We start from the raw sequence: 25,356 nt of genomic DNA, 5'->3' as shown, positions 1-25,356 counted from the left end.
TCAGTCGAGTGCGGGTGGCAGACCGGTGTGCTGCAGATCGGATGCCGCGGCCTCGAGCGCCTCGAGGAACACGCTCACGCGCTCCTCGGTGAAGCGCGCCGTGGGTCCGCCGAGACCCAGCACCACCGCGGGTCGACGGTCGTCGCCGTCGCGCACGATCACGGCGACGCCGCTGTTGCCGGGTTCGCGCGCCCCGTGCGAGACGGCGTGACGGTCGCGGGCGGCCTCGGTCACGGCCTTACGGAACGCCGCGGCCTCGACACCGGAGAGCTGGTCGACCGGGGCGGATGCGAGCACCTGCTCCGCGGCATCCGGACCGCTCGCGGCGACCAGCAGAGTCGACGAGGCGCCGACCAGGAGAGGCATCTCGTCGCCGACCTGCACGACGTGGCGGAGCGAGTAGGGGCTCGGCGACTGCGCGACGGCGACGCGGCGCATGCCGCTGCGCACGTAGAGACTCGCGGTCTCACCGGTCTCCTGCGCGAGGCGCGTCATGCGCTCCGCGGTCTCTTCGGGAACGGCCCACGCCGCCTCGGCGAACGCAGCGAGACGGATCAGGCGTGCGCCGACGGTGATGCGGCCGTCGGCCGCGTGTCGCAGCATGCGCTCCCCGACGAGGGTGTCGATCATCCGCAGCACGGTGGTGCGGGGGAGGGCGCTGTCGCGCACGATCTCGGCGACCGAGAGCATCGGTCGATCGGCGGTGAAGCTCTGCAGCACCTGGAACGCCCGGGTCACGGCGCGGACGCCGCCACCCTCGGCGACGGACGTCTCGCCGCTCTCGTTGCTCGCCGACATCGTCATCCCTCTCGCGTCGCACCGGTTGCGCCCGCTCTGAGATCGAGTGTACCGTCAGGTGGACATCGGAGTCCACTAGATGGACACCCCAGTCTCCACCAGATCACGAAGGAGTGACGACGTGAGAACCAGACGCGTCCTATGGAACGCGCTCGGGATCGCTGCCACCGCCGCCCTCGTCGGCGTGGCCGCGGTGAACGCCAGCGGCTCGACCGCGGGTGCCGATCCACGGACCAAACTGACCATCATGGCCCCGGCTGCGCCCGGCGGCGGGTGGGATCTCGCTTCCCGCGAATCGCAGCAGGTCCTGCGCTCGACCTCGGTCGTCAACAACGTGCAGGTGGTGAACGTGCCCGGAGCCGGCGGCACGATCGGCCTCGGCCAGTTCGTGCAGCTCGGCGCCGATCCGACGAACCTCATGATGACCGGCACCGTCATGGAGGGCGCGATCACCGCGAACGGTTCGGCCGCAAGCCTCGCCGACACCACCCCGATCGCGCGGCTCGCGGAGGACTACATCGTCTTCATCGTCCCCGCGGATTCGCCCTTCCAGACGCTCGACGACTTCGTGCGGGCCTGGCGCGAGAACCCCCACGGTCAGGCCGTCGGCGGCGGTGGCATCGGCGGCACCGACCACCTGCTCACCGGCCTCACGGCGAAGGCCGCGGGCATCGACCCGGCCGAGCTCAACTACGTCTCGTACGCCGGTGGCGGCGAGGTGCTCACCGCCCTCCTGTCGAACACGGTCGCGGTCGGCGTGAGCGGATACAACGACTTCAGCGACCAGATCGAAGCGGGCCGCCTGCGTGCGCTGGCCGTCTCGGCCGCGGAGCCGGTGCCGGGCATCGACATCCCGACCTTCATCGAGCAGGGCGTCGACGTCAACCTGCCGAACTGGCGCGGGCTGGTCGCCCCTCCCGGCATCACCGACGACCAACGCGACGAACTCGTCGCCATCGTCGAGCAGATGGCCTCGACTCCCGAATGGGAAGAGGTGCTGGAGCGCAATCGCTGGCGCGACGCGCTGCTGACCGGCACCGAGTTCGCGACCTTCATCGAAGAAGACCAAGCGCGCGTCGACGCCATCATCGAGGAGCTGGGCCTGTGAGCGGCGTCATCCCCACCGTCCCGCGCACGCATCGCGCCCGCGCCTCCGACGGGTTCTGGCGCCGTCGCACCGGACTCGTCGTCCCCGCGATCATGCTGCTGGTGGGCATCGGCCTCGTCGTCGGCACGCTCACCATGACCGTGCCGGCGAACACGGCTCCTCCGGGTCCGCAGCTGTTCCCCGCCATCGTCGCCGCCGCGGTGATCGTGCTGGCCGTGCTCCTCGCCCTCGACGTGATCCGCCGGCCCGAGCCGGTCGAGGTCGCCGACGCCGCAGCGCAGGAGAACGACGTCGACATCGACGACGAGGCGCTCATCGCAGCCGTGGAGGGGCGTGAGCCGGAGGCGCCCACGGTGCGTCCGCGCAGCAACCTGTGGGCTCTGGCCGGCGCCGTCGGCACCGTCATCGTGTTCATCGCGGCCCTCACCCCGCTCGGATGGCTGCTCTCGGGCGCCTTCCTGTTCTGGGGCATCGCCCGATCGCTCGGCAGCCGCCGCCCGATCTTCGACATCTTCCTCTCCCTGGCGATCTCCGCCATCGTGCAGATCGCCTTCTCGGGTGGTCTCGGACTCAACCTGCCGCCTGGAATCCTGGAGGGCCTCTTCTGATGGATGCGCTGGTCAACCTGGGGGAGGGCTTCGCCGTCGTCCTCACCCCCATCAACATGCTGTGGGTGCTCATCGGCGCCGTCCTCGGCACCGCGGTCGGCGTCCTGCCGGGCCTCGGCTCGGCGATGGCGGTCGCGCTGCTGCTGCCCGTCACGTTCTCGCTCGACCCGATCGGCGCGTTCATCATGTTCGCCGGAGTGCTGTTCGGTGGGCTCTTCGGAGACTCCATCGCCGGCATCCTGATGAACACCCCCGGCAACAGCACCGCGATCGCGGGCTCCATCGAGGGTCATCGCATGGCCAAGAGCGGACGCGCCGCGCAGGCCCTCGCGACCTCTGCGATCGGTGCCTTCATCGGCGGCATCATCGCCTCGATCCTCGTGGTGTTCTTCGCCCCGCGTCTCGCCGAGCTGGCAACGCTCTTCGGCCCCGCCGAGTACCTCGCCCTCGCCGTCTTCGCCTTCGTGGCGATCTCGGCCGTCGTCACCGACTCAGTGGTGCGGGGCCTCGCGGCCCTGGCGATCGGCCTCGCGATCTCGGTCGTGGGCATCGACGGAGCGTCGGGCGCATCACGCTTCACGTTCGGCCTTCCGGAGCTGTTCGACGGCATCGACATCGTGGTGATCACGGTCGGCCTCCTCGCTCTCGGCGAGGTCTTCAGCGTCGCCGGACGCCGCGGCACCCCCGACGACACGAAGCTGCTCGCCTCGAGCGGGCGCCTGTGGTTGTCGTTCCGCGAGCTCCGCCAGGCGCTGCCCGCGTGGCTGCGCGGCACGGCGATCGGCGTGCCCTTCGGCATCATCCCCGTCGGCGGCTCCGAGGTGCCGACCTTCCTGGCCTACGGCACGGAGCGCAAGCTCGACGCTCGCCGCAAGAAGCCCATGTTCGGCCGCGGAGCCATCCAGGGCGTCGCCGGCCCCGAGGCCGCCGGAAACGCCACGGCCGGTACCGCCATGGGCGCCCTCCTCGCCCTCGGCCTGCCCACCTCGGCGACGGCCGCCATCCTCCTGGCGGCGTTCCGTCAGTACGGTCTGCAGCCGGGACCGCTGCTGTTCGAGCGGGCGCCCGATCTGGTCTGGGCGCTGCTGGCGAGCTTCTTCGTCGGCATGGTCGTGCTGCTCATCCTGAACCTGCCGTTCGCACCCCTGTGGGCGAAGCTGCTGAAGGTGCCCAAGCACTACCTCTACGCCGGGATCACGGTGTTCGCGATGCTGGGCGTGTACGCCACGAGCAGCAAGATCCTCGACCTCGTGCTCGTCCTCGTCGTGGGTCTGCTCGGTTTCCTGATGCGCCGCTACGGTCTGCCGGTCGCCCCGATGCTCATCGCGATCATCCTCGGGCCGCTGGCCGAGACCGAGTACCGCCGCGCCATGGCGGTCAGCGAGGGCGACGCCGGCATCCTGGTGTCGAGTCCCATCTCGATCACGCTGTACGCGGTGCTCGCCCTGGCCATCGTGGGGGTCGTCTTCACGAGGGTGCGCGCGGCGCGGAAGCAGAGGGTCGCCGCATGACGGATGCCACGGCGTCGGGGCCCCTGGCGGGAGTGACCGTCCTCGACCTGACGAACGTGCTGGCGGGCCCCTACGCGGCCTACCAGTTGGCGCTGATGGGCGCCGACGTCATCAAGGTGGAGACCCCCGACGGCGGCGACCTGGCCCGCCGCCTCGGGACGTCGGCCGAGCTGAACGCCCAGCTGCTGGGCATCTCGTTCCTGGCGCAGAACGCGCAGAAGCGATCGATCACGCTCGACCTGAAGACGCCCGGCGGCGCCGAAGCCCTCCGTCGGTTGGTGGCGACGGCCGACGTGCTCGTCGAGAACTTCCGTCCCGGCGTGCTCGAGCGGCTGGGGTTCGGGTGGGATGCCCTGCGCGCACTGAACTCCCGCCTCATCCTGTGCCAGGTGTCGGGATTCGGCCAGACCGGCCCCATGCGTACGAAGCCGGCGTACGACCAGATCATCCAGGGGTACTCGGGGATGATGAGCGTGACCGGCACCGACGAGACGGGGCCGTTGCGCGCGGGCTTCCCGCTCGCCGACACGATCGGCGGGCTCGCGGCGGCGTTCGCGATCTCGAGCGCGCTCGCCGGGCGCGCCCGTACCGGAGTGGGCGCGGTGATCGATGTCTCGATGCTCGAAACCGCGGTCACCGCGATGGGCTGGGTGGTGTCGAACCTGCTCGTCGACGGTCACGAGCCGCGCCCGCTGGGCAACGACAACGGAACGGCCGCCCCCTCGGGGGCCTTCGCGACCGGTGACGGCATGCTCAACATCGCCGCCAACAAGCAGGAGCAGTTCGAGGTGCTGTGCACCCTTGTCGATCGGCCCGACCTCGTCGCCGACGAGCGCTTCGCCGAACGCGAGAGCCGCAAGGCGCATCGGGCAGCACTGACCGCCGAGCTCGAAGCGGCGCTGGCGGCACGGTCTGCCACGGAGTGGGAAGACGTGCTGAGCTCGGCGGGGGTGCCCGCAGCGGCCGTCCTCCGCGTCGACGAGATGCTCCGCAGTCCCCAGATCCGCGAGCGCGGACTCGTTCACGAGCTGCCCTTCCCGGGCGGCGGCGACGAACCGCTGCGCGTCCTGGGCAACGGCATCCGGATCGACGGGGTTCCTTCCGCGCCCGTCACCGCCCCGCCTCTGCTCGGCGAGCACACCGACGAGATCCTGGCTGCCCTCGGCTACACCGCCGACGAGGTCGCCGCCCTGCACGAGGAAGGCGCCGTATGAGCGACGATCAGCTGGCCCCCGTCACCGCGTGGTGGGCGACCGCCATCACCCGCATCCAGCCGGGGGAGATCGCCTTCCGCGGTCGACCCGTGCAGGATCTCATCCGCACAGCGGGGTTCGTCGAGACCATCTGGTTGATGGTCACCGGCGAGGATCTCGACCCGAAGCGCGGACGCCTGCTCGAGGCGACGCTCGTGGCCAGCGTCGATCATGGGCCCCAGGCGCCGTCGATCGCGAGCGCACGGATGGCAGCCACCTGCGGCGTCGGCATCAACTCGGCCATGGCGAACGGCATCAACGTGCTCGGCGACACCCACGGCGGTGCCGGTCAGCAGTGCGTCGCGATGCTCAACCGCATGGTCCGGGCGCACGTCGACGAGGGGCGCCGCCTCGACGACCTCGCCGCCGAAGAGCTCGCGCAGCACCGCGCGCGAAAAGCGTTCGTCCCCGGGTTCGGGCATCGCTTCCATCCGGTCGATCCGCGCCGCGATCCGCTCCTCGCCCTCGTGGAGGACGCCGTGGCATCCGGGGCCGTCTCCGGCGACCACCTGCGCGCGGGTCTCGCGATCGAGAAGGCGCTGTCGTCGCGCCGTGTGCCGATGAACATCGACGGCATCTCGGCGATCGTGTACGGCGAGCTCGGCGTCGAGCCCGAGCTCGCGCGAGGACTCTTCGTGCTGGCGCGATCCGTCGGCATCCTCGCCCACGCGTGGGAGGAGACCGGGTCGGGCCGACGCATCAAAGGCCCCCTGCCTCCTCCGCTGCTCGCCGACTACACCGGTCCCGCGGTGCCGTAGCGTCTCGGCATCCGGAGCGCGAGAATATTCGGAGGCACCGATGGATGCCGTTGACGGAATAGATCAATGATCCGAGAGGTTGCACGCGATATGACGGATGCCATCAAGATCGACGTGTGGAGTGACATCGCCTGCCCCTGGTGCTACATCGGCAAGCGGAACCTCGAGAACGGCCTGGCCGCCACGGCCGCCGACGACGACGCTCCGGTCGTCGAGATCGAGTACCACTCGTACGAGCTCTCGCCTGACACCCCCGAGGACTTCGACGGGGGAGAGGTCGACTACCTCTCGCAGCACAAGGGCATCTCGCCCGAGTCCGCGCGCGAGATGCTCGACCGCGTCACCGGCGTCGCCGCCGATGCCGGGCTCGCGTACCGCTTCGACATCCTCAAGCACACCAACACCGTGAAGGCGCACGAATTGCTGCACTTCGCGAAGGAGAACGGCAAGCAGCTCGAGCTCGCCGAGGTGCTCATGTCGGCGTACTTCCTCGAGGGCAAGCACGTGGGTCGCGACGACGACCTCATCGCCCTCGCCGTCGAGGTCGGTCTCGACGAGGCCGAGGCCCGCGAAGCCCTCTCGTCGCAGCGCTTCCGCGCCGCCGTGCGCGCCGACCAGGAGCAGGCCCGCCAGTTCGGAATCACCGGCGTCCCCTTCTTCGTCATCGACGGAAAGTACGGCGTGAGCGGCGCGCAGCCGGTCGAGGCCTTCAGCCAGATCGCCCGCCAGGTGTGGAGCGAGCGTCGCGAGGTCGCCGAGACCGCCGACGCGTGACCCCTTCTGCACAACCGGTGCCCGTTCCCGATCCGTTCGGGGGCGGGCACCCGTGCGTGCGACCGTCTGGGAGAATGGAACTGTGAATACGGCATTGGCTCCGGCGCGGACGCTCCGCATCGGCAACATCGAACTCGACGCTCCCGTCGTGCTCGCTCCCATGGCCGGCATCACGAACACGGCGTTCCGACGCCTGTGTCGCGAATACGGTGCCGGTCTGTACGTGAGCGAGATGATCACGACGCGCGCGCTCGTCGAACGCAACGACACCACGATGCGGCTCATCCGCCACCACGAGTCCGAGACCCCGCGCTCGATCCAGCTCTACGGCGTCGACCCGGCCACCGTCGAGGCGGCCGTGCAGATGATCGTGGCCGAAGACCACGCCGACCACATCGACCTCAACTTCGGCTGCCCCGTACCCAAGGTCACGCGTCGCGGCGGGGGAGCGGCCCTGCCGTGGAAGACCTCGCTGTTCCGCGAGATCGTCGAGCGCGCGGTGAAGGCGGCGGGCGACAAGCCGCTGACCATCAAGATGCGCAAGGGCATCGATGCCGACCACCTCACCTACCTCGAGGCCGGGCGCATCGCCGAGGGCGCGGGGGTCTCCTCCATCGCGCTGCACGCCCGCACGGCATCCGAGTTCTACTCCGGCCAGGCCGACTGGGCGGCGATCACGAAGCTGAAAGAGACGGTCACGAGCGTTCCCGTGCTGGGCAACGGCGACATCTGGTCGGCCGACGACGCCGTGCGCATGATGGACGAGACCGGCTGCGACGGTGTCGTCGTCGGTCGCGGCTGCCTCGGTCGTCCGTGGCTCTTCGGCGACCTGGCGCGCGCGCTGGGTGGCCCGGGAGCCGCCCACGGCGAGCCCGTCGACGCCACGCTCGGTTTCGTCGCGAAGGCCTTCCGCCGCCACGCCGAGCTGCTCGTGGAGTTCTTCGAAGACGAGGGGCGCGGATGCCGTGACATCCGCAAGCACGTCGCGTGGTACTTCAAGGGCTACCCCGTCGGCGGCGAGCTGCGCGCGAGCCTCGCGACCGCGTCGACCCTCGACGAGATCGACGAGCTGCTGGCCACGATGGAGCTCGACGCCCCGTACCCGGGCGCCGCGGCCGAGGGGCAGCGCGGTCGCGCCGGCACGCCCAAGCGCCCGGCCCTGCCCGACGGCTGGCTCGACTCCCGCGAGATCGGCCACGATGCCGGTCGCGCCCTCGCCGACGCGGAGTTGCACCACAGTGGCGGTTGAGGCGTCGCCGACGGTCGCCCGACCGCTCGGCTACGACGACGTCGACGCGGCGCGCTTCCACGTCGAGAACCACCGCTCCCAGCGCGACGACTTCGCGCGAGACCGCGCCCGCGTGCTGCACTCCGCGGCGCTGCGGCGCCTCGCCGCGAAGACCCAGGTGCTGAGCCCCGCGAGCCCCGCCGACTTCGCCCGCAACCGCCTCACGCACTCGCTCGAGGTCGCGCAGGTGGGTCGCGAGCTCGCGACGGCGCTGCAGCTGTCGCCCGACGTCGTCGACACGGCGTGCCTGAGCCACGACCTGGGTCACCCGCCCTTCGGCCACAACGGCGAACGCGCGCTCAACGAGTGGGCCGAGAACATCGGCGGCTTCGAGGGCAACGCGCAGACCCTGCGCATCCTCACGCGCCTCGAGCCGAAGTCGTTCGGCGCCGACGGCGAGCCGTACGGCCTCAACCTCACGCGCGCGAGCCTCGACGCCACGTGCAAGTACCCCTGGACGGTCGACGAGCCCGTGCCCGACCCGGGCGGTCGCCTGAAGTTCGGCGTGTACCCCGACGACGAGCCGGTGTTCCACTGGATGCGCGGCGGCGCCCCCGCCCGCCAGCGCTGCATCGAGGCAGAGGTCATGGACCTCTCCGACGACATCGCCTATTCGGTGCACGACTTCGAAGACGCGATGGTCAACCGCTACGTCGACCCCGCCCGCCTCGCGTCGCGCGTCGGTCGCGAGGGGCTGCTCGACGCGATCCAGCGCTGGGTCGGCTACGACTTCGTGCGCGACGACCTCGCCGCGGGCCTCGAGCGCCTCATGGCCATGCCCGAGTGGATCACGTCGTTCGACGGCACGCGCCCCGCCCTCGCGCGGCTGAAGAACCTCACCTCCGACCTCATCGGCCGCTTCGCCCGCGCCGCCACCGCGGCCACGCGCGAGGCCTACCCCGCCGACGAGCTCACCCGCTACCGCGCCCACGTCATCGTGCCAGCCGAGGTCGAGGTCGAGATGGCGGTGCTCAAGGGCATCATCGGTGCGACAGTCGTGTCGATCGACGGCCGCAAGGTGCTGTACCGCGAGCAGCGCCACGTGCTCAAGCGCCTGGCATCCGCCCTGTGGGAAAACCCCGGCGCGCTCGACGCCCTGCACGCCCCCGACTTCGCCGCGGCCACCGACGACGCCGCGCGCCGGCGGGTCGTGGTCGACCAGGTCGCGAGCCTCACCGACCAGCTCGCGATCGCGTGGCACGGCCGACTCGTCGGAGAAGTGGATGCCGCTGAGCTCGGCGTCTGGGCTCCCGGCGCCCGCGCGGCCCGAGGAGCGGATGCCTGATGCCCCGCATCCGCCAGTCCGACGTCGACGAGGTCAAGGCGCGGGTCAACATCGCCGACGTCGTCGGTGAGCGCGTCGCGCTGAAGTCGGCCGGCGTCGGGTCGATGAAGGGCCTGTGCCCCTTCCACGACGAGCGGAGCCCGAGCTTCCACGTGCGCCCGCAGGTCGGGTACTACCACTGCTTCGGCTGCGGCGAATCGGGCGACGTCTACTCGTTCCTGCGGGCGATGGACCACGTCTCGTTCACCGAGGCCGTCGAGCGCATGGCCGCGCGCGTCGGCTTCACGCTGCACTACGAAGACGGTGGGCCCGCGCCCGAGACGACCGGCCGCTCGCGCCTGTACGCCGCGAACGCCGCGGCGGCGGAGTACTTCCGCGCCCAGCTCATGACGCCCGAGGCCGACACGGGCCGCCGCTTCCTCGGCGATCGCGGCTTCGACGCCGGTGCCGCCGCCCACTTCGGTGTGGGCTACGCCCCCAAGGGCTGGTCGCACCTCATGGATAACCTACTGGCCGAGAAGTTCACCCGCGACGAGCTGCTGCAGGCGGGGCTCGTGTCCCAGGGGCAGCGCGGCGTCTACGACCGCTTCCGCGGGCGCCTCGTCTGGCCCATCCGCGACATCACCGGACAGGTCATCGGCTTCGGGGCGCGCAAGCTGTACGACGACGACCAGGGCCCGAAGTACCTCAACACCCCCGAGACGCCGATCTACAAGAAGGCGCAGGTGCTCTACGGCCTCGACCTGGCCAAGCGCGACATCTCGCGCTCGCACCGGGTCGTCGTGGTCGAGGGTTACACCGACGTCATGGCGTGCCACCTCGCGGGCATCACCACGGCGATCGCCTCGTGCGGCACCGCCTTCGGCAGCGACCACATCACCGTGCTCCGGCGGGTGATGGGCGATGACAGCTCGTCGGGCGAGGTCGTCTTCACCTTCGATCCGGATGCCGCCGGGCAGAAGGCGGCGCTGCGCGCCTTCGCCGACGAGAAGCGGTTCGCCGCGCAGACGTACGTCGCCGTCGCCCCCGAGGGCCTCGACCCGTGCGACCTGCGCCTGCAGCGCGGCGACGGAGCCGTGCGCGCGCTGATGGACAACAAGGCGCCGATGTTCGAGTTCGTCATCGATCAGCGCCTCAAAGACTTCGACCTCTCCAGCGTCGAGGGTCGGGCCGGCGCCCTGCGCGCGGCGGCGCCGATCGTGGCCGACATCCGTGACCCCGCGCTCCGCCCGGGCTACGTACGCGTGCTCGCGCGCCGCCTCGGTCTCGACATGCCCGAGGTGCAGTCGGCCGTCGAGCGCGCGGCCCGGGGCGCCGACCGTGCCGAGAAGCGCGACGCGCAGCGAGGCGGAGAGACCGCCGCCCCCGTCGCGGTGTCGGTGACCATGGCCTCGTTGCCCAACACGCGTGACGTCGCGCTCGAGCGGGGTGCCATGATGGCCTTCCTGCAGTACGGGCACCGCATCGAGCCCGACCTGTTCCTCCGCGCCCTACAGACGCCGTTCGGGCACCCGGCTCTCGAGGCCGTGCGCGCAGCGCTGGCATCCACCGACCTCTCCCAACCCGGCTGGGCGGTCACCGCGGTCGAGGCCGTGCGCGAGCCGTTCCGCACGCTCGCCGTCGAGCTGCTCACGGCCGCGTTCCCCGCGCGCACCGAAGAGGGTGCGGTCGTGGCGGCCAACGACCTCGCGCGGGGCGTGCTGCTGCGCGAGATCGAGCGGCAGAAGGCCGAGCTGGTGCGCGGAATCCAGCGCGTCGCGCCGGGTTCCGAAGAGGGACGCAACCTCGGCCTGCAGCTGCGGGAGCTCGACGCCGACCGGCAGCGCCTGATCGCATCCTGACGCGGAACCGCGAACGACCCGCGGGCGCAACGGCTGGCATCCGCCCCCTCCGTGGGCAAGGATGAAGGAATGCCCCGGCACCTCGACACCGACGTCGCCCTCCGCGCCGACGACCTCTCCCTCGCGCGAAGCGGGGTGCGCGTGATCGACGGGATCACCTTCACCCTCCCCGCCGCCGACACCCTGATCGTGCAGGGGGCCACGGGTTCGGGCAAGACCTCGCTGGTCTCGCTGCTGGCCGGTCACCCCGACGACGGACTGACCGTGGTCGGGGGCGACGCGCGAGTGCACGGCATCTCCGCACGGCGTCCCGGTCGGGCGCGACGCGAGTGGATCTTTCACACCGGCTACCTGCCGCAGGGCGCCGGCGCAGCGCTCCCCTCGAGACTGACCGTGCAAGACGTCATCGCCGAGCCGATCACCAGCCGCGACCGCAAGGTCAACACGCGTGCCCTCGCGGTGCGCGTGGCGACGCTGCTCGACGAGATGGAGCTTCCGCTGGGCACGGCACCGAAGTATCCGTACGAGCTCAGCGCGGGCATGCGCCAGCGCGTGGCGCTCGCTCGCGCCCTGGTGCTCGAGCCGCGCCTGTTCGTCGCCGACGACCTGTACGCCAACCTCGACCTCGAGGTGCGCGCAGCCGCCCGCGCCTCGATCACGCGCCGCCGTGACGAGCGCGGGATGGCCTCGCTGATCGTCACGAACGACGCCGATGCGCCGAAGGATCTGGATGCCGATGTGCTCGTGCTGCACGCCGGTCACGCCATCGGCCTAGGCCATGGCGACGAAGCGCTGCAGTGGACTCCCGACGGCACGCCCGAGCGACGGATTTCGGCGGGCTGATTTTTCCGTCACCCTCGCGTGCTGTTAGTATCGTGGGGTTGCCCGCCGCGAGGTGAGCATGATCCTCGGTAGCTCAATTGGCAGAGCAATCGGCTGTTAACCGATAGGTTCTTGGTTCGAGTCCAAGCCGGGGAGCCACGAACGAAAGCCCGACGCACACGCGTCGGGCTTTCGTGTTTTCTGCATGGCGCGGCAGCGCGGGATCAGATGCTCGGGTCGCGGTCCTCGGGATCGGCGCGGCTTTCGTCGAGGTCGTCCGTGCGTCGGGCTTCCGCCTCGACGGGATCGGCCTCCATATCGGGCACGATCGACGTGTCGTGTCGGTCGGTGTGCTGGGCGGCGGGGTCGGGGACGGGGAGTCGGCCAGGATCGCTCATGCCGCCATCCCACCCCTCCCGCCACGCTTCGTCATCACGGTTGACAGACAGCGGTCGAGTCGCACTTCTGCGGCGGCCCCACGAACGAACGCGATTCGCGCGCGTGAACGCGAGTACCACCGGTGTGGGCGCGTCGATCGCGTTCATGAGTGGACGAGCGCTCCGCGCGTCCACGCGTGGCTACCCGTCAGACCCCCGTCACCGGCAGATCCTGGTCGCTGCGCGGCGGGTGCGCGACGAGCTCGCGCGCCTGGGCGGCGTCGACGTGCTGGGGGAAGAGCGACCGCGAGAACTTGCCCTTCGGGTCTTCCGGGGCGCGGGGGAGGGCGATCTGAGCGCCGTCGAGGGCGGCGAGGGTCGCACGGCGCTGCTCGTCGCTCATCGCGAGGTCGCCGCGGCGGCGCAGAAGCAGGGGCGCGCGGAGCTTCTCGGGCCCCTCGAGCACGAGGAACAGCGACCGTGGGCCGCCGATGAACGTCGACGATGCCTGCAGACGGGCGGCGGTGAAGCTCGACCAGGGCACCTCGCGCGAGCCCGTGCGCACGAGGCCGGCGCCGACGTCGACCGAGACCTCGGGCAGCAGCCGCGCGACCCACATGCCCGCGCCGATCACGGCCGCGACGAGAGCGAGCACCACGATCACGAGACCGAGGGTGCTGGCGCGCGCGATCAACAGCAGGATCGACGTCATCTGCCACACCGCCACGACCGACAGGGCGAGGCCGGGGAGCGCGAACAGCAGGATCGTGCCCCGGTCGCGGGGCGTCACGAGCACCCACCCGGTGGGCGCGGCATCCGGCTGCGTGTCGGGGGCATCGTCTTCGACCCGCGCCGCCACGCGTCGCGAAGAGAACAGGCCGATCACCCCCAGCACCAGCACGAGCACCCCGATGACCGATGCGCGGAGCGTTCCGTCGTCGGTGGGGAACACCACGGCGACGGCGATCAGGCCGACGCCGAGAACGAGACAGATGATCCCCTGCAGGCGCGTCATGCGGCGCAGACGTTCGCGGTCGCGCGTGCGGTCGACGGGGGTCCATCCCGGGGCGGGCTCGGGCTCCCACGATCGGCGTCCGAGCCAGACGGCTGCGAGGGCGACGGCGGCGACGCACAGCGCGAGGCCGAGCGCGCTCACGACGCTGATCACACCGCCTGCGGGGAGGAAGACGACGGATGCCACACCCCCGGCCAGAGCGAGAACGAGAAGGACCGCTCCCGAGACGCGTGGCGACGGCATCGGCCGAGGGTCAGTTCTTGCCGGCGCCGGTCGCGCCCTTGCCGTTAGCGCCCTTGCCGTTCGACGAGCCCGGTCCGGTGCCGTTCTCCGACCCGTTGGCCTTCTCGCCGGGCGTGCCCTTGCCGTTCGACGACCCGTTGCCGTTGGACGAGCCGGGGCCCGTGCCGTTCGGCGAGGCGTTCTTCGCCGGCGGATCGGTCTGCTTCGCGGGCGTCTCGGGTTCGGCGATCTGCAGGGGAGTGTCGTCGGCGGGGGCCGGGGGCACGACCGCGGTCTCGTTCGGCGAGGTCTGGACGCTGCGAGACGACCCGCCACTGCTCTCTTCGGGTACGTTCACCGCGGGCTGCACGGCCGTGGTCCCCGCGGGCGCGGGGTCGACGGCCGGCGCGACCGACTCGCTCACCGTCGGCACGGGTGCGGGCGGGCCCACGGTGGTCGTGTCGCCCGCCGCCTGCAGAGAGAACCCGAGCAGCGGGAGTCCGATCACGACGACGACTCCGGCCGCGGCGCCGACCCACATCCAGCGGCGACGCAACGCGTCGTGGGAAGCGGCGGCAGAGGCGGGCATGAGTCGCGCGCGACGCCGACGCCCCACGGCATCCGTCGTGCTCGAGGCTGCGACCGGCACGGCCCACGGTGCCGTCTCGTCGAGCGAGTCCGAAGCCGGGTCGGACGCGGGTCGCTCGGCCGTAGTGGCGCGGGCCGCGACCGGCACGGCCCAGGGGGCGGTCTCGGCCAGCGCCGGATCCAGAGCAGCCGCGCCGGTGGACGCCAGAGGCGCGGATGCCGTCGGGGGAGAGCTCATGAGGGTGGCGGCGCGCTCGGCCACGGTGCGCGCATCGGGTCGCTCCGCGGCATCCGGTGCCGTCATCGCGGCCAGCAGCGACCGCCACTCGTAGCCGAGGTGGCCGGGGATGGTGGGCTGTCGAGCCAGACGAGCGAGGAGGGTCTCCTGCAGCGATCCGCCGCCGAACGGGTGCAGACGCGTGAGTGCCTCGATCGTCATGAGACCGAGGGCGTAGATGTCGGAGGCCGGCTGCGGCGTTTCGCCGCGCACCTGCTCGGGGGCGAGGTACGCGGCGGTGCCGATGATCGTTCCGGGGGTGGTGAGGCGGGTCGCGTCAAGCAGGTGAGCGACGCCGAAATCGGCGAGCACGGCCTCGTGGGATCGCGGACCCTGCTGCATCGGACGCAGGAGCACGTTCGAGGGCTTCACGTCGCGGTGAACGATTCCGGCGTGGTGCACGGCTCCGAGGGCCGTGGCGAGATCGTGGAGGTAGCCGGCGACCTCGGCGGGCGGGATCTCGGCCTCTTCGATGCGCCGCTGCAGGGAAGGGCCGGTGATGAGCTCCATGACGAGGTACACCTGGTCGTCGCCCGACAGGCGCGCGTCGTAGAGGGTGACCAGCGAGGGGTGGTCGAGAGCCGCGAGCACGCGGGCCTCCGACATGCGGCGCAGCGGGTCGGGCTCGGCGCTGGGATCGGTGAAGAAGACCTTGATCGCCACGTCGCGGCGCAGCACCTCGTCGCGCGCACGGAACACGCGACCCATGCCACCCGCTCCGATGCGTTCGGTCAGCACGTATCGCGCCGCCAAGACGTCGCCCACGTGGAGCATCGAGGGATCGGGGGCGTGGCTCATCGGGTCCTTCACGGGCGGCGTGCCGCCGGGTGGGCGAGAACGAGAATCGAGTTTCCCGTCGATCCGGACATTACGGGTGCCGCGGCTTCGGCGATCGGGGGTGGAGATTATTCGCGACGCGAACCATAATTGTGGTCCCTCGTCGTCGCCCCGGTCGGTTCCTACGACCCCGACTCCGACGACCACGTGGCGCGAGCCCCACTGTCGCCCACCTGCACGACGTTGACGGTGGTCGCGACGGCGACGACGATCGCCACGACGGCGATCACGACGGTGATGACGCGCGTGCGGGTCGAGCGCGCGTCGGTCGAGCGGGAGGCGGAGGCCCGGCGGCGGTTGCGGAAGAAGAACCACGCCCACTGGCCCGCGGCCACGACGAACAGACCGACAGCCCACGGCAGCAGCTGGTCGCCGAGTTCGGTGTGCTGCTGAAGGGCGGCCGACGACTCGACCTGCCGTTCGAGCGCCTCACCGGCCTCCTTCGCCAGTGGGACGAACGCGAGGGCGACGGCCGCGACGATCGGGGTCAGAATGCCGAGCTTGCGACGAGCAGCGGGCCACACGCTGCCGATGACGACCATGAGCGCCGCGAGGGGGATGAGGACCACCACGGCGTGAACCAACAGGGGATGGGCGGGAAGGCCCGCGATCTGCCACATCGCCACATCGAACCACCGTTGCGGATCGCGGCCGGGGGCTTGCGCGAAAGCGGGGTTTCGTGGTGCCCGATCTGGCTGACGTGGGAGCGGTTCCACTAAGCTTTCTCCGGCCGCGGGACGCCGGCTCGAAAGGACCCGACGTGACCGCCACCGCTTCGCCCGTGCGCCGCGATCTGCAGGGACTGCGCGCCGTCGCGGTCCTCGCCGTGGTGGCCGCGCACCTGACGGGGTGGCCGCGCGGCGGTTTCGTCGGCGTCGACGTGTTCTTCGTGCTCTCGGGCTTCTTCCTCACCGGGATCCTGCTGCGCGACCTCGCTCGCGACGGCGTCGTGCGGCTGGGGGCCTTCTTCGCGCGGCGGATCGCCCGCCTTCTGCCGGCCGCCCTCCTCGTGCTGGCCGCGGTCTGCGGGGCCTCGGCGCTCGTGTTCTCGCCGTCGCGGACCGAGAGCGTCTTCGGTGACGCGCTCGCGGCTCTGGGTCTCTCGTCGAACTGGCGCTTCGGGCTCGAGGGGCGCGACTACTTCGCCACGGTCGACGTATCGCCCCTCCAGCACTTCTGGTCGCTGTCGGTCGAGGAGCAGTTCTCGCTGGGGTGGCCGCTGCTGGTGATGGTCGCCGTCGTCGCGCTCCCGGTGGCCGCCCGTCGCGCCGCGGGCGGCCGGATCGCCGTCGGTGTGCTGTCGCTCGCCGTGGTGGCCGGGTCGGCGGCCGTGGCGATCGCGCAGACCCCTGCCGACGCGAGCCTGGCCTACTTCTCGACTCTCACGCGCGCCGGCGAACTCGCGGTGGGTGCGGCGCTGGCCGCGGCGGTCCCGCTCCTCGCCCGGGTGCCGCGCGCGGTGGGGGGCTTCGCGGGATGGGTCGGGCTCGGCGTCATCGCGTGCTCGTTCGTCGTGATCGACCCCGACTCGTCGTTCCCGGCGCCGTGGGCGGCGCTCCCGGTGGCGGGCGCGGCGCTCGTCATCGCCGGAGGGATCGGCGGCGACGCGCGGCAGCGTCACCTCTTCGTGCTCTCCAACCCTGTCGCGGTCGCGATCGGCGACGTGTCGTACTCGCTCTACCTCTGGCACCTGCCGCTGATCGTGTTCGCCGGAGTCCTCCTCGCGCCGGGCCCCGCCGCCACGGCCATCACCGCGTTGGCGATCGTCGTCATGAGCGTCGCCAGCTTCCTCGGCGTCGAGCAGCCGCTGCATCGCGCGCCGTGGCGTCGCGCGCCGCAGGGCCCGGCGGTGGTGGAGACGATTCCGGATGCCGCGCCCCCGGTCATCCGCGAGCCCGCGGCCGCGCCGCGTCGGTCCGCCCTCGCGTCCCGGCCGGCGGGCTGGGTCCCGGGTCAGCGCTACTACCCCGGCTCCCGGGGGTCGGCGATCGCGAGCGTCGACGAGGCCGTGCCCGCGGCGGTCGTGGCGGATGCCGTGCCGAACTCGACGGCATCCGCCCCCGCCTCGTCACCGGCCGAGGTCGCCGAGCGTGTCGCGCAGCCCGCTCCCGCGCGGGACTGGGCGTCATGGCGCGCGCGCTTCGCCCCGCGGGTCGCCCTCGCCGGCGCCACCCTCGCGATCGGCGCGGGAGCGACCGTGCTCGCGGTCTTCGTCGCCTACGGCGCCCCGACCCTGCCGGGCCTTCCCGGCCTCCCGGGCATCGGCGTGGTCGCGGCGCCGACCGCAGAAGACCCCGCCGACACCGCGGCCGAGGCGAGCGATGCCCTGGCGTCGCTGCAGGCCGAGCTCGCGTCGGCCGCGACCGCGACGACGTGGCCCGACCTGCATCCCTCGCTCGACGAGGCGATGCGCGCGTCGTCGAGCGACAACCGCGCCCACGACTGCTTCACCCCCGACGGCGTCCCCACTGCCGACCGCTGCACGTGGGGGAGTGCCGACGCTCCGCACCACCTCTACCTCGTGGGCGACTCGAGCGCGATGGCCTACGCCCCGGCCTTCGCCAAGCTGGCCGAGGATTCGGGGGGCACGTGGCGCGTGACGGCGGCGGGGCTCTACGGATGCCGCTTCACCGACGTGCTCGTCGAGAGCCGCGACCCTGCGGTGATGGCCGTGTGCGCGCAGCGCAAGGCCGACGTCGCGGCGATGATCGCGGCCGCCCCCGCCGACCTGCTGGTCGTCTCGAACGCCTTCACCATGGGGCGGACGGTCGACGGACGCGATCTGGGCGCCGATGCGCTGGCATCCGCCGTCTCGAACGAGGTCAGCGGATGGGCCCCGCCCGGTCGCACCGTGTACCTCGCGCCCCCGCCGCACGGGCTCGATCTCGGGCGCTGCTATTCGCCGTTGTCGGGCCCCTTCACCTGCCTGTCGGCCGTCGACGACGTGTGGACGCAGATGGAGAACGCCACCGAATCCCGCGCCGCCGCGACCGGCGACGCGGCGATCAGCGCCCTGCCCTTCACCTGCTCCGGCGGCGTGTGCCCGGCCTTCGCGGGGGACACTCCGGTGCGGTACGACGACACGCACATCACCCCCGCCTTTGCCGAGCGGCTCACGCCGATCCTGCGCGGCGAGCTGCTCGCGCGCGGCCTGTACTGACGGGCCGCGGCCCGGCCGAAGCGATTCGCTGCGAGGGTGGGGGAGTGACCTCTTACCCAGATCCCCGCACGTACGACCTCGACGCCCTGCGCGAGCGGGTGGTCGACGACCGTCGCGGCGAGGTCGACGACAGCATTCCGCAGCTCGCCGAAGCCGACCCCGCGCTCTGTGCGATCGCGCTCGCCCTGCCCGACGGTGACGTGCGGTCCACCGCGCAGGCGCGCGAAGCGTTCAGCGTGCAATCGGCGGTCAAGCCGTTCCTCTTCGCCCTCGCCCTGCTCGACACCGACGGTGCGGCGCTCGAGCGCGTCGGCATCGAGCCGACGGGGGAGTCGTTCGACGCGATCACGCTCGAGAGCGGCACCGGTCGACCGCCGAACCCGATGGTCAACGCCGGCGCCCTGCTCACCGCGTCTCTCGTCGACGGCGACGACCCCGAGGCGCGCAGCGCGCGGATCGCCCGGGGCCTCGCCGCCTTCGCCGGACGCGACCTCGAGGTCGACGACGACGTCGCGCACGCCGAACATCTGCTCGGCGACCGCAATCACGCGCTCGCTCACCTCATGCGCGCCGAGGGGACGCTCGACGCCACCGCCGACGACGCCGTGGCCGTGTACGCCCGTGCGTGCGCGACGCTGGTCGACGCCGAGACCCTCGCCGTCATGGGCGCGACGCTCGCGTTCGGGGGAGTCAACCCGCGCACGGGCCAACGCGTCGTACCCGAGGGGGTCGCGCGCGACGTCGTGTCGGTCATGGCGACGTGCGGCGTCTACGACGGCTCGGGGCGGTGGATGCGCGCGGTCGGGATCCCGGCCAAATCGAGCGTGTCCGGCGCGATCGTGCTCTCCGCCCCCGGCCGGCTGGGCGCCGCCGTGGTCAGCCCGCCGCTCGACGCCCAGGGCACGAGCGTGCGCGGCCGTCTGGTGAGCGAAGCACTCAGCGACGACCTCGCCCTGCACGCCTTCGCGTCGTGAGTCCGGGCCCGCGACGGGCCGACGCACGAAGACGACGCCACCCACCCCGCGCGTGTGAGAACATCGGCGATGGCGTGCCGCACCGGCATCCGCGAAGGAGATCTTCATGCACACGGCCGCTCGTCGCCGCGCCTCGCGCACCGTGACCATCGGAGTGGTGGCCGCTCTTGCCGCGAGCCTCACCGGGTGCGGACAGGGCTCCAACGTGTCGGAGGACTACGCGCAGATCTGCCGCGACAACTCCACTGAGAAGCGCCTACCCGACGACGACTGCAACAACCACGGCGGCAGCGCCGGCTGGTACTACTACGCGCTCGGCTCGAGCAACCGGACGGTTCCCGCGGTGGGTCAGACCGCGACGGGTGGTACCGACACCCTACCTTCCGGCAAGACGGCGGCCCGCGGCATCTCGAGCGAGGGCGCGAGCGTATCGCGCGGCGGCTTCGGCGGCTCGGGCTCCGACGGAAGCCACGGCGGCTGATGCGCCGCATCGAGCTCGACCCGCGCCCCGACTGGCAGCGCACGATCAAGCAGTCCGGCCTCATCTACTCGCGCTCCGTGCGCGACGACGGCTCCGCGGTCGAGTACTGGAACGACGGCGCCGCCTACGTCTTCACCCTGCCCGAGGTCGAGCAGCTCGAGCGCGAGACCGAAGAGCTGCACCGCATGAGTCGCGAGGCCGCGCGCTACCTCGCGACGGGAGCCCTAGGACACCTCGGTCTCACCCCGCAGGCGTTCGAGTTCGCCCAGTGGTCGCTCGAACAGGACGAACCCGACGTCTACGCCCGCTTCGACCTCGCCTACACCGGCGACGGCAGCCCCGCGAAGATGCTCGAGTACAACGCCGACACCCCCACCGGACTCATCGAGGCCTCGGTCACGCAGTGGTTCTGGCTGCAGGACCGCCTGCGCACCGGAGTCCTGCCCGCCGACACCGACCAGTGGAACGGCCTGCACGAGGCCCTCGTCGAACGCTGGCGCACCCTGCTGCACCGCTCGCTCAGCGAGGGCGAGGGCGGGCGCCTGTTCGTGGCCCACTCCGACGCCGACATCTACGGCGAAGACTGGGACACCGTCGCCTACATGCGCGACCTCGCCGGCGAGGCCGGGTGGGAGCACACCGGCATCGAGATGAAGGACATCGGCTGGCACCACGGCGCCCGCCAGTTCGTCGGCGTGCCCGAGCCCTGGGGTTCCTCGCGCAGTATCCAGGCTCTCCCCGGAGACGAACCGGGCACGCAGTACCCCGTGATCCGCAACCTTTTCAAGCTCTACCCGTGGGAAGACGTCGTCTCGGGCGACGACCGCGTCGTGGGCGATCAGGAGTTCGGTGCGCTGCTCATCGCCGGGCGCGGGCTGTTCGGCCGGTGGTACGAGCCCGCGTGGAAGATGTTCCTCTCGAACAAGCTCCTGCTCGTCGCCCTCTGGCGGCTCTACCCCGACCACCCGAACCTGCTGCCCGCCTACGCCGACGGCCCGAACGGTCTGACCGACTTCGTGGTCAAACCTGTCTTCGGGCGCGAGGGAGACGGCATCCGGGTCCATCGCGCCGACGGCAGCGTCACCTCGAACGGGCAGGAGTACCGCCGCGAAGGCCTCGGCCGCGAACGCGTGTGGCAGCAGTACCACGAGCTCCCCGACTTCCCGGGCGCGAACGGCAGCAACCACCCCGTGCTCGGATCGTGGGTGGTGAACGACGAGAGCTACGGCGTCGGCATCCGCGAATCCGACGGGCCGATCACCGACTACTTCTGCCGCTTCGTGCCCAACGTGATCGAAGGCTGACGGGCGAGGTTCCGGATGCCGGCTCCCGGCCCGTCACCGCGCGCGAGCGCTCACGCCTCGATGTCGTCGACGCCCGGGGTCCACGACGCGCCGGGCTTGCCCCACTTGCGCTTCTTGGCGATCTTGGCCACCACCCGCGCGTCGTCGTCGTCGAGACGGTCGACGTACAGGACGCCGTCGAGGTGGTCGAACTCGTGCTGCAGGATGCGCGCACGCCACCCCGACACCTCGACGCGCACCGCGTTGCCCTCGAGATCGGTGCCCGTCATGAGCGCCGCCTCCGAGCGGCGCAGCGGGAAGCGCTCGCCGGGGAACGACAGGCACCCCTCGCTTTCGTCGTCGGGGTCGGGGTAACCGGGCTCGAGCGGGCGGATCCACAGCTCGGGGTTGATCACCACTCCGCGCCAGGGCTGCCCCTCGTCGTCTTCGTACGTGTACGTGAAGATGCGCAGGCCCACCCCCACCTGAGGAGCGGCGAGACCGACGCCGGGAGCGGCGTCCATCGTCTCGAACATGTCGGCGACGAGCTGACGCACCTCATCGGTGATCGCGTCGACGCGGGAAGCGGGAGCGTGCAGCACGGGATCGCCCATGATGCGGATCGGGAGTACGGCCACGTCACCAGCCTATCCAGCGGGCGTGCGGCTATCGTCGGAGGGTGAATCCGCTCGATGCATCTCTCAGCGACGGAATCGACCAACTTGTCGGCGTCTTCCGCGACCCGCGCATCCTCCTGGGAATCCCGCTGGCGCTGCTCGGCGCGGTCTTCATGTCGTTCGGCGCCCAGTACCAGCACCGCGGCGTGCAGAAGGTCGAGCGCCTCTCGGGCGGCAAGACCACCGGCGGCCTGTCGCGCGCACAGCTCACCTCGCTGCTGACCCGCCCGTCGTGGATGGCGGGAACGGTCATGCTCGGCCTGGCGATCATCTGCCAGCTGTCCGCCCTGTCGGTCGCCCCGCTGATCCTCGTGCAGCCGCTCGGGGCCATCGCGCTCGTCATCACCACGGTGCTGAACGCCCGCGTCTCGCATCACAAGCCGACCAGGCAGTCGCTCATCGCGATCGCGCTCTGCGTCGGCGGCATCCTCGTCTTCGTCACGATTGCGGCGTTCTTCGCCACCGAGCACGTCGTCACCGAGCGCGAACTGCTGATCATCCTCGGCATCCTGGCCGTGGTCGTCGTGGTGTTCGGCATCTTCTGGGTGCTCGTGCGCCGCCGCGCCCAGGCGCTGTTCTACATCATGGCCGCGGGCGTCATCTACGGCTTCGTGGCCACGCTCGCCAAGGTCGTCATCAGCCGCGCCCAGGCCGGCAACTTCGAGTGGCTCACGCTGCTGTGCCTCGTCGCGCTGCTGGCCGCCGTCGCCGTCGGCGCCTACTTCGTGCAGACCGCCTACTCGGTCGGGCCGCCCGACCTCGTGATCGCCGGCCTCACGGTGATCGACCCGATCGTCGCGGTTCTCATCGGCCTGCTCGTGCTGGGCGAGGCCTCGTCGGCTCCCGCGTGGGCGCTCATCGGCTTCGTCATCGCCGGCGCGATCGCCACGTGGGGCGTCATCCAGCTCACCAAGCACCACCCGCAGATCACCTCCGACGGCAAGCCCGCCACCCCCCGCGTGCACTGACGGGTCGTCACGTGCCCGGGCGTGAGGGTCGTCGCCCCGCAGCCCTCGCGCGCGGGTACTTCGCGCTGCAGGCCGCGGGAGGCGCCGCCTGGTGGGTCGCCGTGTTCACCGTGCCGTTCGTGCGCGAGGCGACTCTGGGCGACCTCGACCCGGTGATCGTGGCCGCCCTCGACATCCCGCTCTTCGTCGTGGCATCCGCCCTCGTCGTCGTGCTGTCCGCCCGCGCCGCGCGGGGGGCCGCCGGCGTGACGACCCTGTGGACGCTGCTGGTGACGGTCTCGCTCGCGCTGTACGCGACGGTCACGACCCTGGCCGGATGGGGCGTGATCATCATGATCGCCGCGAGCGCCGGGTCGGTGTGCGCCTGGATGCTGCTCGCTCTCGGGCGCATCCCGACCGAGTGGCTGCTCATCGGGCCGTTCGCGTTCCGCCGCGCTCCCTCCCGCCGTTCGCCGGTGGTGCACATCGTGACAACCGTCGGGCAGATCGTTGTCTTCTGGGGACTGTTCCTCGTGGTCTTCCCGCTGATCATCACGACGCTCGAGCAGCGCTGGATGCTGGCCCTGCCCGCGCCCGGGGGCGTGAGGGTCGTCGGCGTCGTGCTCGTGGTCGCCGCGAGCGTCGTGGGGCTGTGGTCGGCCGCATCCCTCACGACGAAGGGCGACGGAACGCCCCTGCCTTCGGCCGCCACCAACCGCCTGGTGATCGCGGGACCGTACCTGCTCGTGCGAAATCCCATGGCGGTCGCGGGCATCGCGCAGGGCGTCGGCGTGGGCCTGATCCTCGGCTCGTGGATGGTCGTCGTGTACGCCCTGGCCGGCTCGCTCGTGTGGAACTACGCGATCCGCCCGCACGAAGAGGCCGATCTGATCGCGACCTTCGGCGACGACTACGTCGCGTACCAGCGCGCGGTGCGGTGCTGGGTGCCGCGATTCACCACCCGCTGAACGCGTCGCGTCGTTCGATGGCGCCCGACGGATGCCGGTAGGCTCGACGGCGCTGGGGGCGGTGGCCAAGCTGGTCAAGGCAGCGGGCTCATAACCCGACGATCGTGGGTTCAAGTCCCACCCGCCCTACCGACGCCCTCCCTCAGGTCCTCCTGAGCGGAGGGCTCTCCCTTTCCCGCCGGGCTTCGCGTCGGCGGGCTGCGGCCGGATGTCGGAGGTCGTCGCTACCTTCATCCGCGTGGCGGAACGAGTGCAGGCCTGGTGGGCGCGACGGCAGTGGTCGAAGGGGGTCGACGTGCCCTACGCGGTGGGGTCGTACCGCGAGTCGTGGGCGGCGTTCCCCGCGCTGATGCGGCAGTACCACCCCGACCTCAACGCCGGCATCGCGCTCAGCCAGGTGCCGCCCGCCGCCGACGTGCTGTTGCTGTGGCAGTGCGACGCGGGGCACCGGTTCGCCGCGACCCCCAGCGAGCAGCGCCTGCGGCCCGGCCTCGAGCGGCGGCGCAGCGCGTGGTGCCCCGAGTGCAGCGAGCAGGCGAATCCGACGCGCACCGCGGCGCTGCCCATGCGCGACTCCGTCACTGCGCCCGCCGTCACCGCGAACGCCGTGTTGCGCCCGCGCCGTGCCCGGCAGGCACCGCCCGTGTGCGACAAGACGCCGTCCCTTCCCGTCGGCGAGGCCTTCGTCTCCCCGTGTGCGCCGAAGCCCGCGTCGGCCGTCGAAGACCGACTCCGCGCCGACGTGTACGAGCGGCTCGCCCTCACCCCGGGTCTCAACGCCGTGCGGGTGGCGCGACCGTTCTTCCAGCACCTCGAGGTGTGGCCCGACCTGGTGTTCCCCGAGCTGCGCATCGCGGTCGAATACGACTCGATCGGCCGGCACGGCCTCGAACACGTCGGAAAGCGCGAGCAGGCCGACCGCCGCAAAGACCGAGCCCTGCGATCCGCGGGGTGGGAGGTCGTGCGGTTGCGCACCGGCAAGCTCGAACCGCTCGGCCCCCACGACCTGCAGCTCGCGACCTGGAACCGCGGGGCGCTCGATCGGCTGGTCGAGGCGTTCCGCGGCATCCGGGGATCACTCCTCGTCGACGCCTACGTGCGATGAGGTGCGGTGACGGCCGGAGCCGCGATCCCACTCCAGCGAGCGGAACTGCAGGTAGGTGCAGAGGCGAGCGGCGTCGAGCACCACCGAGGCCAGCCCGCCGAGCTGAAGCGCGCTCATGGTCACGTCGTAGTCGCGCGAGGGGATCGTCAGCTCCCACAGCGGATCGTCGAAGCCGCGCGGCTGCATGTAGACCGACAGAGCCGAGCCCTTCGGCCGCATGATCACGAGGCCGGTGTCGGTGTCGTCTTCCGCGTCCTGTGGAGCGACGTCGATGCGGGCACCGTTGAGCGTCGACGTCTGCATGTAGTCGTCGACCCACGACTGGAGGAGTTCCCGGCTGCGCCGCGGGGGGAAGCCGGCATCTGTGCTCACCGGCCCATCATCGCATTCTTGTCGGCT

At 71.4% G+C, this 25,356-nt stretch carries 24 protein-coding genes and 2 tRNA genes; 19 read left to right on the top strand and 7 right to left on the bottom strand.

Annotated features, from left to right (window positions below):
• Nucleotides 1-798 (bottom strand): IclR family transcriptional regulator, encoded by a 798-nt coding sequence (locus FS769_RS11960; RefSeq protein WP_222123932.1) that lies wholly within the window; start codon nt 796-798, stop codon nt 1-3.
• Between the two features lie 121 nt (nt 799-919).
• Here FS769_RS11960 and FS769_RS11955 point away from each other — a divergent pair, with 121 nt between their 5' ends.
• The 11 genes from FS769_RS11955 to FS769_RS11905 all read left to right on the top strand — a co-directional run bounded on the left by FS769_RS11955 (nt 920) and on the right by FS769_RS11905 (nt 12,205).
• Complete coding sequence (locus FS769_RS11955) at nt 920-1,906, top strand: tripartite tricarboxylate transporter substrate binding protein (RefSeq protein ID WP_230704688.1); 987 nt, start codon at nt 920-922, stop codon at nt 1,904-1,906.
• Nucleotides 1,903-2,514, top strand: a complete 612-nt coding sequence (locus FS769_RS11950; protein ID WP_186325538.1) for a tripartite tricarboxylate transporter TctB family protein — start codon at nt 1,903-1,905, stop codon at nt 2,512-2,514. Before FS769_RS11955 ends, FS769_RS11950 begins: the two co-directional genes overlap by 4 nt.
• Nucleotides 2,514-4,025 (top strand): tripartite tricarboxylate transporter permease, encoded by a 1,512-nt coding sequence (locus FS769_RS11945; RefSeq protein ID WP_144833671.1) that lies wholly within the window; start codon nt 2,514-2,516, stop codon nt 4,023-4,025. Before FS769_RS11950 ends, FS769_RS11945 begins: the two co-directional genes overlap by 1 nt.
• Nucleotides 4,022-5,239 (top strand): CaiB/BaiF CoA-transferase family protein, encoded by a 1,218-nt coding sequence (locus FS769_RS11940; RefSeq protein ID WP_144833669.1) that lies wholly within the window; start codon nt 4,022-4,024, stop codon nt 5,237-5,239. The genes FS769_RS11945 and FS769_RS11940 overlap by 4 nt, the downstream gene beginning before the upstream one ends.
• Nucleotides 5,236-6,036 (top strand): citryl-CoA lyase, encoded by an 801-nt coding sequence (locus FS769_RS11935; RefSeq protein ID WP_144833667.1) that lies wholly within the window; start codon nt 5,236-5,238, stop codon nt 6,034-6,036. Before FS769_RS11940 ends, FS769_RS11935 begins: the two co-directional genes overlap by 4 nt.
• A 90-nt stretch (nt 6,037-6,126) precedes the next feature.
• A complete protein-coding gene (locus FS769_RS11930) occupies nt 6,127-6,810 on the top strand; it encodes a DsbA family protein (protein WP_144833665.1) in 684 nt (227 codons plus the stop codon).
• An 82-nt stretch (nt 6,811-6,892) separates the two neighbouring features.
• On the top strand, nt 6,893-8,059 hold the full coding sequence (dusB, locus tag FS769_RS11925; RefSeq protein WP_144833663.1) for a tRNA dihydrouridine synthase DusB: 1,167 nt from the start codon (nt 6,893-6,895) through the stop codon (nt 8,057-8,059).
• Nucleotides 8,049-9,383, top strand: coding sequence for a deoxyguanosinetriphosphate triphosphohydrolase (locus FS769_RS11920; protein WP_144833661.1), 1,335 nt, complete (start codon nt 8,049-8,051; stop codon nt 9,381-9,383). The genes dusB and FS769_RS11920 overlap by 11 nt, the downstream gene beginning before the upstream one ends.
• Nucleotides 9,383-11,224, top strand: coding sequence for a DNA primase (gene dnaG / locus FS769_RS11915; protein WP_144833659.1), 1,842 nt, complete (start codon nt 9,383-9,385; stop codon nt 11,222-11,224). Before FS769_RS11920 ends, dnaG begins: the two co-directional genes overlap by 1 nt.
• Before the next feature lie 69 nt (nt 11,225-11,293).
• Nucleotides 11,294-12,067: an ATP-binding cassette domain-containing protein gene (locus FS769_RS11910; RefSeq protein WP_144833657.1), complete on the top strand. Its 774-nt coding sequence runs from the start codon at nt 11,294-11,296 to the stop codon at nt 12,065-12,067.
• A gap of 62 nt (nt 12,068-12,129) precedes the next feature.
• Nucleotides 12,130-12,205 (top strand) — tRNA-Asn (locus tag FS769_RS11905).
• Between the two features lie 65 nt (nt 12,206-12,270).
• Here the strand turns inward: FS769_RS11905 and FS769_RS16865 are convergent.
• The 4 genes from FS769_RS16865 to FS769_RS11890 form a co-directional block, all read right to left on the bottom strand.
• Nucleotides 12,271-12,444, bottom strand: coding sequence for a hypothetical protein (locus FS769_RS16865; protein WP_186325533.1), 174 nt, complete (start codon nt 12,442-12,444; stop codon nt 12,271-12,273).
• 187 nt (nt 12,445-12,631) lie between these two features.
• Nucleotides 12,632-13,681, bottom strand: coding sequence for a hypothetical protein (locus tag FS769_RS11900; protein ID WP_144833655.1), 1,050 nt, complete (start codon nt 13,679-13,681; stop codon nt 12,632-12,634).
• Nucleotides 13,682-13,691: 10 nt separating this feature from the next.
• Nucleotides 13,692-15,323: a serine/threonine-protein kinase gene (locus FS769_RS11895; protein WP_144833653.1), complete on the bottom strand. Its 1,632-nt coding sequence runs from the start codon at nt 15,321-15,323 to the stop codon at nt 13,692-13,694.
• Nucleotides 15,324-15,484: 161 nt separating this feature from the next.
• Nucleotides 15,485-15,982 (bottom strand): DUF2231 domain-containing protein, encoded by a 498-nt coding sequence (locus FS769_RS11890; protein WP_144833651.1) that lies wholly within the window; start codon nt 15,980-15,982, stop codon nt 15,485-15,487.
• Nucleotides 15,983-16,122: 140 nt separating this feature from the next.
• Here FS769_RS11890 and FS769_RS11885 point away from each other — a divergent pair, with 140 nt between their 5' ends.
• The 4 genes from FS769_RS11885 (at nt 16,123) to FS769_RS11870 (ending at nt 21,281) form a co-directional block, all read left to right on the top strand.
• Nucleotides 16,123-18,522 carry an acyltransferase gene (locus FS769_RS11885; protein ID WP_144833650.1) on the top strand — a complete coding sequence of 800 codons (2,400 nt, stop codon included), beginning with the start codon at nt 16,123-16,125 and terminating at the stop codon, nt 18,520-18,522.
• 44 nt (nt 18,523-18,566) lie between these two features.
• A complete protein-coding gene (gene glsA, locus FS769_RS11880; protein ID WP_144833648.1) occupies nt 18,567-19,496 on the top strand; it encodes a glutaminase A in 930 nt (309 codons plus the stop codon).
• A gap of 106 nt (nt 19,497-19,602) precedes the next feature.
• Nucleotides 19,603-19,977, top strand: a complete 375-nt coding sequence (locus FS769_RS11875; RefSeq protein ID WP_144833646.1) for a tRNA-dihydrouridine synthase — start codon at nt 19,603-19,605, stop codon at nt 19,975-19,977.
• Complete coding sequence (locus FS769_RS11870; RefSeq protein WP_144833644.1) at nt 19,977-21,281, top strand: glutathionylspermidine synthase family protein; 1,305 nt, start codon at nt 19,977-19,979, stop codon at nt 21,279-21,281. Before FS769_RS11875 ends, FS769_RS11870 begins: the two co-directional genes overlap by 1 nt.
• A gap of 50 nt (nt 21,282-21,331) precedes the next feature.
• Here the strand turns inward: FS769_RS11870 and def are convergent, their stop codons facing one another.
• Nucleotides 21,332-21,898 carry a peptide deformylase gene (gene def / locus FS769_RS11865; RefSeq protein ID WP_144833642.1) on the bottom strand — a complete coding sequence of 189 codons (567 nt, stop codon included), beginning with the start codon at nt 21,896-21,898 and terminating at the stop codon, nt 21,332-21,334.
• A 41-nt stretch (nt 21,899-21,939) separates the two neighbouring features.
• Here def and FS769_RS11860 point away from each other — a divergent pair, with 41 nt between their 5' ends.
• From FS769_RS11860 to FS769_RS11845, 4 genes are all read left to right on the top strand, one after another.
• Nucleotides 21,940-22,905, top strand: coding sequence for a DMT family transporter (locus FS769_RS11860; protein WP_186325532.1), 966 nt, complete (start codon nt 21,940-21,942; stop codon nt 22,903-22,905).
• Between the two features lie 11 nt (nt 22,906-22,916).
• The gene (locus tag FS769_RS11855; RefSeq protein ID WP_260979751.1) at nt 22,917-23,852 is read left to right on the top strand and encodes an isoprenylcysteine carboxylmethyltransferase family protein; all 936 of its coding nucleotides are present in this window, start codon (nt 22,917-22,919) and stop codon (nt 23,850-23,852) included.
• Nucleotides 23,853-23,907: 55 nt separating this feature from the next.
• Nucleotides 23,908-23,981: transfer RNA gene (locus FS769_RS11850), tRNA-Ile, on the top strand.
• Nucleotides 23,982-24,090: 109 nt separating this feature from the next.
• Complete coding sequence (locus FS769_RS11845) at nt 24,091-24,957, top strand: zinc-ribbon domain-containing protein (RefSeq protein WP_144833640.1); 867 nt, start codon at nt 24,091-24,093, stop codon at nt 24,955-24,957.
• Here FS769_RS11845 and FS769_RS11840 read toward each other — a convergent pair.
• Nucleotides 24,928-25,329: a hypothetical protein gene (locus FS769_RS11840; RefSeq protein ID WP_144833638.1), complete on the bottom strand. Its 402-nt coding sequence runs from the start codon at nt 25,327-25,329 to the stop codon at nt 24,928-24,930. The genes FS769_RS11845 and FS769_RS11840 overlap by 30 nt on opposite strands.
• Nucleotides 25,330-25,356 lie beyond the last annotated feature (27 nt).

The organism is Microbacterium sp. BH-3-3-3, assembly GCF_007679045.1.
In the GTDB taxonomy this organism is placed as follows: Bacteria; Actinomycetota; Actinomycetes; order Actinomycetales; family Microbacteriaceae; genus Microbacterium; species Microbacterium algihabitans.
This window is presented reverse-complemented; position numbering and strand designations above follow the sequence as displayed.

Bases quoted from the DNA above. Each gene is read 5' to 3' on its own strand.
- FS769_RS11935 (WP_144833667.1), top strand. From the start codon at position 5,236: ATGAGCGACGATCAGCTGGCCCCCGTCACCGCGTGGTGGGCGACCGCC.
- FS769_RS11895 (WP_144833653.1), bottom strand. From the start codon at position 15,323: ATGAGCCACGCCCCCGATCCCTCGATGCTCCACGTGGGCGACGTCTTG.
- FS769_RS11890 (WP_144833651.1), bottom strand. From the start codon at position 15,982: ATGTGGCAGATCGCGGGCCTTCCCGCCCATCCCCTGTTGGTTCACGCC.
- FS769_RS11875 (WP_144833646.1), top strand. From the start codon at position 19,603: ATGCACACGGCCGCTCGTCGCCGCGCCTCGCGCACCGTGACCATCGGA.
- FS769_RS11960 (WP_222123932.1), bottom strand. From the start codon at position 798: ATGTCGGCGAGCAACGAGAGCGGCGAGACGTCCGTCGCCGAGGGTGGC.
- dnaG (WP_144833659.1), top strand. From the start codon at position 9,383: ATGCCCCGCATCCGCCAGTCCGACGTCGACGAGGTCAAGGCGCGGGTC.
- FS769_RS11930 (WP_144833665.1), top strand. From the start codon at position 6,127: ATGACGGATGCCATCAAGATCGACGTGTGGAGTGACATCGCCTGCCCC.
- FS769_RS11945 (WP_144833671.1), top strand. From the start codon at position 2,514: ATGGATGCGCTGGTCAACCTGGGGGAGGGCTTCGCCGTCGTCCTCACC.
- FS769_RS16865 (WP_186325533.1), bottom strand. From the start codon at position 12,444: ATGAGCGATCCTGGCCGACTCCCCGTCCCCGACCCCGCCGCCCAGCAC.
- FS769_RS11870 (WP_144833644.1), top strand. From the start codon at position 19,977: ATGCGCCGCATCGAGCTCGACCCGCGCCCCGACTGGCAGCGCACGATC.
- FS769_RS11910 (WP_144833657.1), top strand. From the start codon at position 11,294: ATGCCCCGGCACCTCGACACCGACGTCGCCCTCCGCGCCGACGACCTC.
- FS769_RS11900 (WP_144833655.1), bottom strand. From the start codon at position 13,681: ATGCCGTCGCCACGCGTCTCGGGAGCGGTCCTTCTCGTTCTCGCTCTG.
- FS769_RS11940 (WP_144833669.1), top strand. From the start codon at position 4,022: ATGACGGATGCCACGGCGTCGGGGCCCCTGGCGGGAGTGACCGTCCTC.